The organism is Arthrobacter sp. Ms25 (assembly GCF_059090365.1).
Map to the genome: position 1 here is coordinate 459,448 of NZ_JBNHFP010000003.1, position 13,772 is coordinate 473,219.

Below are 13,772 nucleotides of genomic sequence, written 5' to 3' on the forward strand. Positions count from 1 at the left end.
CTTCACGGTGCAAGGCTCCGAGGTAGGGACGAATAGAACGCTCCTCCGTCTACGACCGGTCCCGGAAGAAGGTGCTGTTCGATTGCTTGAGGTGAGTGGCGTGGCCGTTCCCCCACTCGGGCAGCTTGTTTTCGTGGACGCTGTGTCAATTACCTACTTCAAGGTCGCACACATGTCGATTGTTCAGTTGCGATCGACCTCTATTACAGAACCGACTCCTGTTCCAACACCTGCCCGCAAAGGTTCTCGGTCGCAATCTCCGGCGGTGCCGTCACGGAAGAATTCTGATTTGTCACCGTTGACGCTGCGCAAGGATCCCGTTCCGACGTCGCCTCGGAAGAGTGCAGCCAACGTCCCGGAAAGAAAAGAAATGGAAACCGGCGAGGATGCGGGTAGCGGAAGCACTACTGGGTGCGGCATCTCGTTGCTCCTGTTCTTCCTGATTATTCTTATGTGGCTGATTTTCGGCTTCTGGGGATCCGGAGATCATTCGTTCTTCGGAGTGCTCGGTGGGCTGGTGATGACTCTGATTACGGCGATCGGCTTCACGTTGGGATTCACTATGCTTGCCGGTGCGAAAAAGGAAGCGGATCAAGAGGTGCAGGATTCCCGGGGCGCGCCTGCTGCCTTGACCGATACCTATTCCCTGTTTAGGGAAGAATGATCCAGCGATGCACTACTTTTCTTTCGATCGGAGCAGACGGTGGATGACGAGATCCAGTTGATCAATGACGGCGATGGTCTTGCGGTTATCGGTGATCCCGGCGCCGTCGACCGTTTCCTATCCTCGGAAGGGCTTGAGTCGAAGGACCTTGGGATGCGCCGCCTCGGCACCAAGCTGGGCACGGCTGCCGGAATCATGGACGCCGGTTCGCAACTCGCTACCAACTCCGGCCGCTGGGTAAAGCTGACTGAGGAATCTGCCCAGGCAATTAAAAAGTACGGTTTGATGAAAAACTCCAAGACTGGACTCAGCATGGGTGTTGTGCAGGCAAAGGGGCAGAGCGGCGGCATCAAAGCTATCGTCCAGTTCACTAGCGGTCCTGCGTCCAAGTTGGCCAATCCGGCACTTCTGGCAGGCGCAGCAGGAATCATGGCCCAAGCTGCCATGCAGCAGACCATGGACGAAATTACCGATTATCTCGCCGCTATCGACGAGAAGGTAGACGACATTCTCCGGGCTCAGAAGGACGCAGTGCTTGCGGACATGCTGGGGGTGGACTTCGTCATCGAGGAGGCACTGATAGTCCGCGGAGAAGTCGGGAGGGTGTCCGAGGTTACCTGGTCGAAGGTGCAGGCAACTTCCGGCACGATCGGACGAACGCAGGCCTACGCCCTGCGCCAGTTGGAAGGTTTGGCGGAAAAGCTGGAAGGCAAAAAAGCCGTTGGAGACCTTGCAAAGGCCACCAAGGAAGCTGAAGAGAAGGTGCGTGAATGGCTTGCGGTGCTTGCCCGCTGCTTCCAGCTCCAAGATGCCCTCAACGTACTTGAGCTGGACCGTGTGCTTGAAGCGGCTCCGGAGGACCTGGACCAGCACCGTCTCGGTTTGAAGAGCGCCCGTAAAAACCGGACAGAACTGATAGCGCGGAGCACCGGTCGGCTGATGGCCCGGCTGGACGCCGCTGCGGGTACCGCCAATTCGAAGGTCCTGCTAAACCCTTCCTCATCCCGGGCCGTGGTGAAATCCAGCAACGGGGCTGCAACCGGTATTGCTAACTTCCAGGGTGTGCTCGGCATCGACAGTGAACGCGAGGCATTGGAGGCCAGACAGTGGCTTGATGCAGCGGGGGACGTCAAAGACCGAGTCGCTGAGGTCGGCACCGACAGTGTGGATGCGGCCAAGCGGCTTGGCGCAGACGGTGTTGACGCCGCCAAACGTCTAGGAGCTGAGACCAAGGACAAGGCCAAATCGGTATCGGGAAGGGTAGCCTCCCGCCTCGCTGAGCGATCTTCTCGCTGGCGGCGTGACGCCGAGTAGAGGTCTGCCTGCACATCGAAGCGGCAGGTATTGCTGTCAGCGGCTGACCAGATCCGGTTTGGCCATGATGAGGGCGGCGGACGACAACGGCATCAAAGGGATCCACTTCGAGCGAAAGATTTTGTTCGTGCCGTACGGATGAGCATCGTCTGGATGGCTGACGCTCGGAGCGCCAGTCACACCGCTAGCGTCCGCCCCGGCCCTGCGCACCGTCTGTCCCTCCGCCATCGCCCTTAATTCTCCCGCAGTCCATTCAAAATCCAGGTATGCGTCTCCGAACCGCCACTAGGAACAAATGAACAAACCTTACTTTTACATCGGTGCCATAGTCACCGTTCTGATCGTCGCTGTCTTGGCGCTTATGCCGCTCTACGACGGTGAAAGGCTGTCAGCCTCTGCTCCGTCCGCATCAAAGCCGACAGCTTCAGCAGCACCGACGCACGTCCCGATGAAGTCCACCCCTAACCCTAAATCGTCACCAACTCCGAAGGACATCCAAATTACATACTCCTGCCAGAGTCAGAAGGATTACTTCACCTATGAGACTTTCACCTCTTTGGAAGAGCTCTGGGCGCTCCCGGGCGGTGGAGGTAAGTGCAGTGCGTCGCAGAGCCTCGGCGAGCCCAACGAAGTGGAAGTCCAGGCGTTGATATCTGCCTACGGCGAGGACTACAAGGTGGAAAACCTAGATCAGTTGTACGGAAGTTGCGGGATGACCGAGTTCAGCACAGGGTGGAGTGGTTCGACATCCCAGGAACTCCTGGGCGCAACGCTGCTCTGCCCTAACCATCCGATGGCGGCGGACATGAAAGCGACCGCGCTTGCAGGCGTGGAGTTGTATGCGAAGACGCAAGCCGAGGAAACCGAGTCGAGGAAGGCCGTCGCTGAAGGCCGCCAAGTCGGCGGGGGCAATTACCTACTCGGTGTTGATGTGCAGCCCGGAATATGGCAGACCGTTGGGGAAAAGGTGAGCGATTGCTACTGGGAAATTTCGGATGCACAGGGCAACGTTATAGCGAACAATTTCGTCAGCACCGCCCCGCAGTTCACACTCGAATTGCCGCCAGGGCCAGGCGGATTCACCGTTCAGGGCTGCGCCTTCCGACAGATTTCTCCGTAGCCCTCGCAGCTGGAGCCGCGGACTGAAGGGCTAGAACGGTTAGCAGAAGGCACCTAAACGGCTGCAGGCCTCCCGCATAAAGCGGAAGGCCTGCCGTCGTCGTTTGTTTTCGCTTAGGAAACCGGAGCCAGCATCGGGTAGTCCGTGTAACCGGCGGCACCGGCGGTGTAGACGTTGGCCTGATCGATCTCGTTCAGCGGGTGGTCCTCCTGCCAGCGGCGGGCCAGATCCGGGTTGGCGATGACCGGGCGGCCGACGACGACGGCCTCGGCCAGGTCCTCTTCGAGCAGCATGATCGCGTCCTCGCGGCTGGTGACGGTGCCGAAGCCGGTGTTCATCAGCACGGGGCCGCCGAAGCGGTGGCGCAGGTCCTGGACCATTTCGTCGGCCGGGTCCGCGTGCAGGATGCTCAGGTAGGCCGGCTTCAGATCGGCGATGCCGTCCACCAGAGCGGTGTAGGTGGCGGTGACGTCGGCGCGGTCGGTTTCCAGCACGCCCTGGATGTTGTGCTCCGGGGAGATGCGGATGCCGGTGTGCTCGGCGCCGACGGCCTCGGCCACGGCACGGAAGGCCTCGATGACCAGGCGGGCCCGGTTCTCCGGGGAGCCGCCGTAGTTGTCGGTGCGGGTGTTGGAGACGGGGGAGAGGAATTCCTGCAGCAGGTAGCCGTTGGCGCCGTGCAGCTCGACGCCGTCGAACCCTGCCTTCATCGCGTTCCGCGCGGCGGAGACGAAGTCCTGCACGACGCCGGGGAGTTCGGCTTCGGTGAGGGCATGCGGCACCGGGAAGGGCTGCTTGCCGTCGTAGGTGTGGGCCATGCCTTCGACGGCGATCGCGCTGGGGGCCTGCGGCTGGCGCCCGCCGTTGATGTTCTCGTGCGCGACGCGTCCGGAGTGCATCAGCTGGGCGACGATCCGGCCGCCGGCCTCGTGCACGGCATCGGTGACGCGCTTCCAGCCGACGACGTGCTCCTCGGTGACCAGGCCGGGCATCAGGGCGTTGCCCTGGCCGGTGAAGGAGGGGTAGATGCCGTCACTGATGATCAGGCCCATGGAGGCTCGCTGGCGGTAGTGCTCGACCATGATGTCGGTGGGCACGCCGCTGCGGTCCGCGCGCACCCGGGACATCGGTGCCATGACGAGGCGGTTGGGCAGTTCCATGGTGCCGACGGTGAGGGAGGTAAAGAGTTTCAAGTGGGGGTTCCTTCTGCTGCGTGTGCTCCGGGCGGAGGCATCCTAGGCGGGAATTCGTCTACAGAACCCAACCGTGAGGAGAAGAGTAGTTATTCCGTAAGCGTTGGAACTCACATCGGGTGGCCAGATGAATGATCACTGTGACCGACCGAAGCGTTTAGTCAGAATAATCCCCGTAATCAATGGCTTAAATGGATAAGTTCCGGCGGCTTCAGGCGCCCGCGAGAATGATCACTCACAGGGCAGCGACCCCGCCCACGCCGCGCTGCCGGCAGGGCCGCCTTGATCAGGCGTTGTATGGGGAGCCAGGGCTCACAGGCCTCACAGGCGGCTTTTCTGAGGTCATCATAAGAGCCCCGCATCGAGCCGATAGATAGTCTCGGCCGAAGTCTCCACTCGTTCGACGGGAACCAATTACCCTCCGCGGCACGCCACTAACACGCGCCACTTGCTCTGTAAGCTCGGTGGCGATGAGAAGGTAGGCTAAGGCGTCACCGCGCAATAAGCGGTCGCATAGGTTATGGATATGTTGATGCTACGGAATAGGGCTTGGGGGCCGGTTGTCAGATCAAATTGCTGTGGTGGGCTCGGGTGACATCGACTTCCGGTTTCTTGAAACGCGATTCGCTGGGCCCGCAGGTGCTCGCGACGCATTCGAACGACTTATTGCAGACATTGTCAGTATCGTTCATCCCGACGTTCAGGAGGTTCAAGCGAACCCGGGCGATTGGGGCATCGACGCCTACGTCGGCGATCTCGGAAAAGAAGGGGAAGTCCATATCTGGCAGTCGAAGTACTTCATCGACGGCTTCGCTAAGACACAGCAGGGTGATGTTCGAGACTCGTACAATTCTGCGCAGAAGGCTGCCCGACTGAACGGCTATAAGATTGCGTCCTGGACGCTCTGTATCCCCTGTGAACTGGATGGTCCGATGCTCACCTGGTGGGAAGGGTGGAAAAAGCGGATGTCTAAGGCCGACGCCCTCACTGTGGAACTCGAGACCGCGGGGCGGCTGCGTCGGCGACTCCTGCCAGCCGCGGCGGCGGACGTTCGGAACCACTACTTCTCGCCGATTTTTTCGTTGCCGCCGCCAACCGCTGACACCGAAGAGCCTCGGGGACTGGAGGAACTTGTCGACAACACCAAGTATGACGGCGCTCTTTTCGTGCGTCAGATGGATGAAGCCGGATTACCAGAGACTTTCGCTGCCCGAGAGGCATTCTTCAATGCCGAGATATTGGAACGTGAGGTCACGGACAAGGGTATCCAGCCCGAAGTCTCGGCGCTATCCACATGGCGTGTACGGGTTTCATCGACCTGGTCGACAGCCTTCAACACGGCATGTCAGATGTCGACGGACCGACGCTTACCACAACTGTATGGCGAGGTAATCGGAGGAATCGAGACAAGTCACGGGCAGGAGGCCGCGAGCCTCCGAGCGCACGTCCTTCACGGCGTTGGCCTACTCCACCAAGCCGTGGACAACGGCCGCGCGGGATGGGTGCGGGACTGGCGTGAAGTCGCTAAGGTCCACCTCGCAGGGGTCCCGGACAGCGCTTCCAGCCCAAACAACGAGGAAGGGACGGAGGAGGAACCGTGAGCCCCCAGCTTGACCCCGATGACAACGCAGAATCGACGTTGCGCGCGGAGTCCGTACCGGCTTTTCGGATGTCCCAGATCCTTCTCGTTCTGGTAGGCGCACAAGCCCAGGAGAGCAAGCTGGACCTAGAGCGGCTTTCGGTGATTGAGTTCCTAGCGGCAAACCCGTTCCTCGTGCTGGACACGGATTCCCCTGCCTCAAACCAGCTAAGGCTGCAAGGACTCGGACGCCACTCCATCACCTATGCCTCGCCGAGCCAGCGCTTTGTTTCTCGGCGGGAACGCGTAATCTCGGACATCGCCCAACTGGTCGCTTTCGGGCTTGTGCGGCTCACCGTACACGAGGGGCGGAGGGTGTTCACTGTTACCGAATTGGGGCAGCGATCAGCGGAGAGTCTTTGCTCTGTGTACGCCGACGCATACCGGCTCAGTGTTGCAACCGTTGCTCCTCTTGTGATGAAGCTGTCTTCACCAAAGATGCGCGAGCACCTCGAAACATGGCTTCGGGTTGACCCTGTGCTCTTTGACCTCATCGACAGCCCGAAAATCGAGGAGTTCGAGGCAGAAGCCTCCGGGCTCGCATCGCGCACCATGCTCTTCTAGGAAACGACGACAACCATGACGAACCTGCCCGCCTTTAATATACGAGCCCTCCGCTTGGTCGGTCCAAAGCATTCGTACCAAGTGGACTTCAGCGATCCACACGATGGGGAGCAAGTCCGGCCGCTGTCGATTATCGCAGGCGAGATCAGCACTGGTAAGACCACCGTGCTGGAGTTCGTCGACTGGTGTCTTGGTGCGAAAGAGCATCCCGAACATGATGAGGTGATGGCGAACGTACGATCCGCTCAGCTTGCCATCGACGTCATGGGGCCGGGCGACGCTAAGCCTGCACACTACGTCATCGAGAGAGCGCTAGGGGCGAAGACAACGAGTGCCTACCTTTACACCGGTAGCTTCGACGCGACGTCCGACACACCAGTTCGGTCCTTTAACTCTGACCCCGCCGACGCAGACTCGCTGTCCCACTATCTCCTACAGTTGTGTGGTCTGAGCGGACTCCGCTTGGATCAGGCGCCGTCTCAGGCAGACTCGAAAACTAGCGCACTGAGCTTCAGAGACCTGCAGCCGCTCTGGTTTCTCACGAATCGGAGGCTCGACAACGGCGACCTCGCGTACGAAAAACAAGCCCACCGTTCTATCAAGCTCAACCAGGTTGTGAATATCCTGTTCGGCGTCTCGGACAACGAGCAGTCGACACTGTCCCGCGCCGTAGAAGAACTCGGCACGGAGGAACGAGAGCTCGCGCGAGCTGTACAGACGCTTCGGACGTTCCTGACCGATGCGGGGCTTACCACCGTCGAGGAGATCGACGCCGAGTCTGACCAGCTCAGAATCCGGGTCGCCGAGCTCAATGCACAGAAACAGGTCATCGACGGCAACATCTCCGCCCGCAGCGATTTCACCGCCGAGCTGCGTTCGAACTACGCCCGGAACGAGAAGGAAGCACAGCGCATCCAGACTGAGTTGCGAGACCGGGAAACCCTTTCAAGGCGGCTTGAACCCCTCCGCGCTCAGTATGCAGACGAGATCCGACGACTCGATCTCGTCGCTGAATCGCTGAACCTCTTCGACTCGCTCACCGTGGTGACATGCCCGGCATGCCAGAGCAAGCTCCAATCACCACCCGCGGTCGTCGGGAACGAGTGCTCACTGTGCCACTCCCATCTGACCACGGACGTCACAAATGGACAGAGCGTTCCAGACCTCAGCTCGGAGCGACGCAGTCTCGTGCGCCGTTTGAATCAGCTCCTCGAGTTCGCCCAAGAAGTGCGAGCAGAGGGCGACAAGCTTCGGAGGGACCTGGGCGCCGCCGACATAGCGGTACGAGAGGCGCAATCAGCGCTCGACCGGGTCTCCGGCGAAATTATCTCGCCCTTCTTGATGCAACGTGACGAAATCCAGCAGTCGCTCGGTGACACTCGCGTCGAGCTCAAGACGATGTTGAGCGCACGGCAGATGCTGCTGCAGCTGCAGCAAAAGGAAGTGGAACTCCTGCAGACGTCGGCCACCCTTAAGGAAGCGAGGGCGCGCAAGGCGCAATACCTGAAGAATGCGACGCCTCGCGACACCACCCTCACCCGCATCGGCGAACGCCTACTCAGCATCCTTAAAGACTTCGGCTATCCGAAGGTCAATCGCGTCCATGTTGACCGGTACCTCGTGCCGTTCGTTCGGGGGCGTCGATACGACAAGGTAGGTTCTTCTGGTGCCATGACGCTCATCGCCCTCGCCTGGGAACTCGCTCTCTACGAGTTGGCGTTCGAGGAGGGTTCGGGCCATCCTGGATTCGTTATCGTCGACAGCCCCCAGAAGAACCTCGTCCCGGGAGCTGTCGCCGTCCCGACTACGCCGGATCCCGACGTGGACGAAGGCGGTGCTGAAATCAGCCTGCTCATCACCGCTCGCAGCCGCAACATCGTGGAGAACATCTACCGCCACGTCGTGAACTGGCTCGCTAAGCACCCCGGTGCACAAATAATTTTCGTCGATAACCAACCACCCTCTGTGGCCGACCAATACATTGTTGTCCGCTACTCGCAGAGCCCTGATGATCCACCCTACGGTCTCATCGAGAACGAAGACGGTCACGCTTCGGAAGCCGAGAACCGCTGACAGGTGTTGTGGCGAGTCCGGGTATCGAGTTACCAGTACACGTGTGAAGTGCCCACGGTGACTCAGGCATGCGCGCGGAGGAGTTGGGGTCGAGGCTGAAGCACAAGCATTGGAAGCGCGCAAGCACCGCTTTCGATTTGAAGAAGCAACTGTAGGTTCGTGTCGACTGCTGTTGGCGTGATGGGGGTTGAGCAGAATAGCCCTTGACGTGACCCCCACCACATGTCACCCTCGATGATATACGATTTCGTACTTCATCCAGGAGAGACATGGGCAACGACGCCACCAAGGACACGCTGAAGCAGGCCGGCAAGGTTATCGCCGTCCACATCAACTACCCCTCACGGGCAGCAGAACGCGGACGCACCCCGGAACAGCCCTCCTACTTCCTCAAGCCCAGCTCCTCCCTGGCCCTGACCGGCGGCAGCGTGGAACGTCCGGCCGGCTGTGAACTGCTCGGCTTCGAAGGCGAAATCGCGCTCATCATCGGCAAGACCGCCCGCCGCGTTTCGATCGAAGACGCGTGGAGCCACGTCGGGGGAGTGACCGCCAGCAACGATCTCGGCGTGTACGACCTGCGCTGGGCAGACAAAGGCTCCAACCTCCGCTCCAAGGGCGGCGACGGCTTCACCCCCGTAGGCCCCCACGTCCTCAACGCGGCCGACGTCGACCCCGCCGCCCTCCGCGTCCGCACCTGGGTAAACGGCGAACTTGCGCAGGACGACACCACCGCAGACCTGCTCTTCCCGTTCGCCCAACTCGTCGCCGACCTCTCCCAGCTGCTCACCCTGGAACCGGGCGACCTGATCCTCACCGGCACCCCCGCCGGCGCCTCTGTGGCCGTTCCAGGCGACCGCCTCGAAGTCGAAGTCGACGTCCCCGGCACCGGCAAAACCACCGGCCGCCTCGCGACCACCGTCACCGACGGCACGACGCCGCTGGCCTCCTTCGGCGCCCAGCCGAAGATCGACGACAAGCAGCGCGAAGAAGCCTGGGGCTCCGCGGAAAAGGCCGGCCTCGCCCCGGCACAGGAACAAGCCAAGACCCTTCCCCCGGAACTTCGGGCCAGACTGGAATCCGTCGCTACCGCCACACTCAGCTCGCAGATGCGTGCCCGCGGCCTGAACAACGTCTCCATTGACGGCCTCACCGGCACCCGCCCCGGCCGCCAGGTCGTCGGTACCGCCCGCACGCTGCGCTTCGTCCCCAACCGCGAGGACCTCTTCAAGACCCACGGGGGCGGCTACAACGCACAGAAACGCGCCATCGACTCCGTGGGCGAGGGCGAAATCCTGGTCATGGAAGCCCGCGGCGAAAAGGGCACCGGCACTCTGGGTGACATCCTCGCCCTGCGCGCCAAGCACAACGGTGCCGCGGCCATCATCACCGACGGCGGCGTCCGCGACTACTCCACCGTGGCCGGCATCGACCTGCCCGTCTACTGCGCCAACCCGCACCCCGCCGTCCTCGGCCGGAAGCACGTCCCCTGGGACACCGACATCACCATCGCCTGCGGCGGCGCCACTGTGCAGCCCGGCGACATCATCGTGGCCGACGACGACGGCATCCTGGTCATCCCGCCGGCCATCGCCGAGGAGCTGGTGGAGGCCTGCATCAAGCAGGAACACCAGGAAGAGTTCATCGCCGAAATGGTGAAGGCCGGCCACGGCGTCGACGGGCTCTACCCGATGAACGCCGCCTGGAAGGAAAAGTACGAGGCCTGGGCAGCGGAACAGGCATGAGCGCAGAAGCTAACAGCAACGGGCAGGCCACCAGCACCGGCACCGGCTCCAAATCGGAACAGGCCTATTCGCAGCTGAAGGACCGCATCCTCAGTGGGGAAATGACGCCCGGCTACCGCCTGGTGCTCAGCAGCATCGCCACGGAGCTGGGCTGCAGCGTGGTCCCGGTCCGGGAAGCGATCCGTCGGCTGGAGGCTGAAGGGCTGGTGCACTTTGTCCGCAACGTCGGCGCCACGGTGGCCGGCATTGACCCGGACCTGTACCTGCACACCATGCAGACCCTCAGCATTATCGAAGGTGCCGCCACCGCCCTCGCCGCCCCCGGCATCAGCGCCGAGGAACTGGCGAAAGCCCGGGAACTCAACAACCAGATGCGCGAGGTCCTGAACAACTTCGACCCGGTCCGCTTCACGCAGCTGAACACCGAGTTCCACGCCCTTCTCTACGCCCGCTGCCCCAATCCGCACATCCTGGACCTGGTCCACCGCGGCTGGAACCGGCTGGGCCGCATGCGCTCCTCCGTCTTCCGGTACGTCCCGGACCGCGCGCACGCTTCGGTAGCGGAACACGACGCGCTGCTGGACCTGATCGACGACGGCGCCCCGGCTCCCGACGTCGAGCACGCCGCCCGCGCGCACCGCACCAACACGCTCAACGCCTTCCTGGCCCAGAACCACCAGCCGCCCTCCCCGATCTAACGATCCGCTCCAAAGACTCCCCGATCTAAAACGACGAAAGAGGAACACCCCATGAGCACGCACTTCGTCCCGGAGAACCTGCCCACCCACATCCAGCACTTCATCAACGGCAAGTTCGTGGACTCCGTCAACGGCGCCACCTTTGACGTGCTGGACCCGGTCACCAACAAGACCTACGCCACCGCCGCCGCGGGGCAGAAGGAAGACATCGACGCCGCCGTCGCCGCCGCCCGCGAAGCCTTCGTCAACGGCCCGTGGCCCAAGATGAAGCCGCGCGAACGCGCCCGCATCCTCAACAAGATCGCCGACGCCGTGGAGGCCCAGGAGTCCCGCCTGGCCGAAATGGAAACCTTCGACACCGGCCTGCCCATCACCCAGGCCAAGGGCCAGGCCCTGCGCGCCGCGGAGAACTTCCGCTTCTTCGCGGACCTGATCGTCGCCCAGTTCGACGACGCCATGAAGGTCCCCGGGAGCCAGATCAACTACGTCAACCGCAAGCCCATCGGCGTCGCCGGGCTGATCACACCGTGGAACACCCCGTTTATGCTCGAGTCCTGGAAGCTCGCCCCGGCCCTGGCCACCGGCAACACTGTGGTGCTCAAACCCGCCGAATTCACCCCGCTCTCCGCCTCCCTCTGGGCGGACATCTTCACCGAAGCCGGCGTCCCCGCCGGTGTCTTCAACCTGGTCAACGGCCTGGGCGAGGAAGCCGGCGACGCGCTGGTGAAGCACCCGCAGGTCCCGCTGATCTCCTTCACCGGCGAAACCACCACCGGCAAGACGATCTTCCGCAACGCGGCGGAACACCTGAAGGGCATGTCCATGGAGCTCGGCGGCAAGAGCCCCTGCGTCATCTTCGCGGACGCGGACCTCAACGCCGCGATCGACTCCGCCCTGTTCGGTGTCTTCTCCCTCAACGGGGAACGCTGCACCGCCGGCTCCCGCATCCTGGTCGAACGCCCGGTCTACGACGAATTCTGCGAACGCTTCGCCGCCCGCGCCAAGACCATCGTCGTCGGCGACCCGCACGATCCGAAGACCCAGGTGGGAGCCCTGGTGCACCCCGAACACTTCAAGAAGGTCGCCTCCTACGTGGAGATCGGCAAGACCGAAGGCCGCCTGCTTGCCGGCGGCGGACGCCCCGAAGGCCTGGAAGAGGGCAACTACATTGCCCCCACCGTCTTCGCCGACGTCGCCCCGGACGCGCGGATCTTCCAGGAGGAAATCTTCGGCCCCGTCGTCGCGATCACCCCCTTCGACACCGAAGCCGAAGCCCTGGAGCTGGCCAACAACACCAAGTACGGCCTGGCCGCCTACATCTGGACCCAGGACCTGACCCGCGCGCACAACTTCGCGCAGAACACCGAGGCCGGCATGGTGTGGCTGAACAGCCACAACGTCCGCGACCTGCGCACCCCCTTCGGCGGCGTGAAGTCCTCCGGCCTGGGCCACGAGGGCGGCTACCGCTCCATCGACTTCTACACCGACCAGCAGGCCGTGCACATCACCCTGGGCAAGGTCCACACCCCCAAGTTCGGGACCGACGACGCCGCCAAGGTCGACGGCTAACTCTTCCCCGACACTTCCCCCGCCGTTTGCAAAGGAGCAAAACCATGGACATCGAAAACCGCATCCCCACCCCGAGCATCGCCCCGCCGGACATTGTCCGCTGCGCCTACACGGACCTGGTGGTCACCGACCTGGAACGGTCCCGGAAGTTCTACGTGGACGTCCTCGGCCTGCACGTCACCGAAGAGGACGAGAACGCGATCTACCTGCGCTCCCTCGAGGAGTTCATCCACCACAACCTGGTGCTGCGCAAGGGCCCGGTGGCCGCCGTCGCCGCCCTGGCCTACCGCGTCCGCACCCCGGAAGACGTGGACGTGGCCGAGGCGTACTACCAGGAACTGGGCTGCCGCACCGAACGCCGGAAGGACGGCTTCACCAAGGGCGTCGGCGACTCCGTGCGCGTGGAGGACCCGCTGGGCTTCCCCTACGAGTTCTTCTACGACGTGGACCACGTGGAGCGCCTCACCCAGCGCTACGACCTCTACTCCGCCGGGGAACTGGTCCGCCTGGACCACTTCAACCAGGTCACCCCGGACGTGCCCCGCGGCCGCGCCTACCTGGAGGACCTGGGCTTCCGCGTCTCCGAGGACATCAAAGACTCCGACGGCGTCACCTACGCCGCCTGGATGCACCGCAAGCACACCGTGCATGACACCGCCCTGACCGGCGGCGACGGCCCCCGCATGCACCACATGGCCTTCGCCACGCACGAAAAGCACAACATCATCCAGATCTGCGACAAGATGGGCGCCCTGCGCATCTCCGACCGGATCGAACGCGGACCCGGCCGGCACGGCGTCTCCAACGCCTTCTACCTCTACATCCTGGATCCGGACGACCACCGCATCGAGATCTACACGCAGGACTACTACACCGGCGACCCGGACAACCCCACCATCACCTGGGACGTGCACGACAACCAGCGCCGCGACTGGTGGGGCAACCCCGTGGTCCCGTCCTGGTACACCGAGGCCTCCCTGGTCCTGGACCTGGACGGCAACCCGCAGCCGCTCACCGCCCGCACCGAGACCTCGGAAATGGCGGTCACCATCGGCGCGGACGGGTTCTCCTACACCCGCCCGGACGACGACACCGGCAGCTCCTCCGGGGAAGCCGCGAAGGGCTTCAAGATCGGCACCCAGCTCTAGACCGCGCCCGACGACGGCGCTGAAGCCGGCGCCGTCGTCGCACCCACC

At 62.7% G+C, this 13,772-nt stretch carries 11 protein-coding genes; 10 read left to right on the forward strand and 1 reads right to left on the reverse strand.

Features of this window, described 5'->3' with window-relative positions; genetic code table 11:
* Positions 1-172: 172 nt before the first annotated feature.
* The 3 genes from AC5RT8_RS10355 (at position 173) to AC5RT8_RS10365 (ending at position 3,098) form a co-directional block, all read left to right on the forward strand.
* Positions 173-664 carry a hypothetical protein gene (locus AC5RT8_RS10355; protein ID WP_494095618.1) on the forward strand — a complete coding sequence of 164 codons (492 nt, stop codon included), beginning with the start codon at positions 173-175 and terminating at the stop codon, positions 662-664.
* A 39-nt stretch (positions 665-703) separates the two neighbouring features.
* The gene (locus tag AC5RT8_RS10360) at positions 704-1,978 is read left to right on the forward strand and encodes a hypothetical protein (RefSeq protein ID WP_494095619.1); all 1,275 of its coding nucleotides are present in this window, start codon (positions 704-706) and stop codon (positions 1,976-1,978) included.
* 295 nt (positions 1,979-2,273) lie between these two features.
* Complete coding sequence (locus AC5RT8_RS10365) at positions 2,274-3,098, forward strand: Rv1352/Rv1906c domain-containing protein (protein WP_494095620.1); 825 nt, start codon at positions 2,274-2,276, stop codon at positions 3,096-3,098.
* A gap of 113 nt (positions 3,099-3,211) precedes the next feature.
* On the opposite strand, the gene AC5RT8_RS10370 is transcribed toward AC5RT8_RS10365, so the two are convergent.
* A complete protein-coding gene (locus AC5RT8_RS10370; RefSeq protein ID WP_494095621.1) occupies positions 3,212-4,291 on the reverse strand; it encodes an alkene reductase in 1,080 nt (359 codons plus the stop codon).
* 560 nt (positions 4,292-4,851) lie between these two features.
* On the opposite strand from AC5RT8_RS10370, the gene AC5RT8_RS10375 reads away from it, so the two are divergent.
* From AC5RT8_RS10375 to hpaD, 7 genes are all read left to right on the forward strand, one after another.
* Complete coding sequence (locus AC5RT8_RS10375; RefSeq protein WP_494095622.1) at positions 4,852-5,892, forward strand: hypothetical protein; 1,041 nt, start codon at positions 4,852-4,854, stop codon at positions 5,890-5,892.
* The gene (locus tag AC5RT8_RS10380) at positions 5,889-6,494 is read left to right on the forward strand and encodes a hypothetical protein (protein ID WP_494095623.1); all 606 of its coding nucleotides are present in this window, start codon (positions 5,889-5,891) and stop codon (positions 6,492-6,494) included. Before AC5RT8_RS10375 ends, AC5RT8_RS10380 begins: the two co-directional genes overlap by 4 nt.
* Positions 6,495-6,575: 81 nt before the next feature.
* Positions 6,576-8,567 (forward strand): hypothetical protein, encoded by a 1,992-nt coding sequence (locus AC5RT8_RS10385; protein ID WP_494095624.1) that lies wholly within the window; start codon positions 6,576-6,578, stop codon positions 8,565-8,567.
* A 269-nt stretch (positions 8,568-8,836) separates the two neighbouring features.
* Positions 8,837-10,309, forward strand: a complete 1,473-nt coding sequence (locus AC5RT8_RS10390; RefSeq protein WP_494095625.1) for a fumarylacetoacetate hydrolase family protein — start codon at positions 8,837-8,839, stop codon at positions 10,307-10,309.
* Complete coding sequence (locus AC5RT8_RS10395; protein WP_494095626.1) at positions 10,306-11,007, forward strand: GntR family transcriptional regulator; 702 nt, start codon at positions 10,306-10,308, stop codon at positions 11,005-11,007. The genes AC5RT8_RS10390 and AC5RT8_RS10395 overlap by 4 nt, the downstream gene beginning before the upstream one ends.
* A gap of 51 nt (positions 11,008-11,058) precedes the next feature.
* Positions 11,059-12,576 carry a 5-carboxymethyl-2-hydroxymuconate semialdehyde dehydrogenase gene (hpaE, locus tag AC5RT8_RS10400; protein ID WP_494095627.1) on the forward strand — a complete coding sequence of 506 codons (1,518 nt, stop codon included), beginning with the start codon at positions 11,059-11,061 and terminating at the stop codon, positions 12,574-12,576.
* Positions 12,577-12,626: 50 nt separating this feature from the next.
* Complete coding sequence (gene hpaD / locus AC5RT8_RS10405; RefSeq protein ID WP_494095856.1) at positions 12,627-13,724, forward strand: 3,4-dihydroxyphenylacetate 2,3-dioxygenase; 1,098 nt, start codon at positions 12,627-12,629, stop codon at positions 13,722-13,724.
* The last annotated feature ends 48 nt before the right edge of the window (positions 13,725-13,772 follow it).

Coding starts and splice junctions, on each gene's coding strand:
- AC5RT8_RS10390 (WP_494095625.1), top strand. CDS start 8,837: ATGGGCAACGACGCCACCAAGGACACGCTGAAGCAGGCCGGCAAGGTT.
- AC5RT8_RS10365 (WP_494095620.1), top strand. CDS start 2,274: ATGAACAAACCTTACTTTTACATCGGTGCCATAGTCACCGTTCTGATC.
- AC5RT8_RS10355 (WP_494095618.1), top strand. CDS start 173: ATGTCGATTGTTCAGTTGCGATCGACCTCTATTACAGAACCGACTCCT.
- hpaE (WP_494095627.1), top strand. CDS start 11,059: ATGAGCACGCACTTCGTCCCGGAGAACCTGCCCACCCACATCCAGCAC.
- AC5RT8_RS10395 (WP_494095626.1), top strand. CDS start 10,306: ATGAGCGCAGAAGCTAACAGCAACGGGCAGGCCACCAGCACCGGCACC.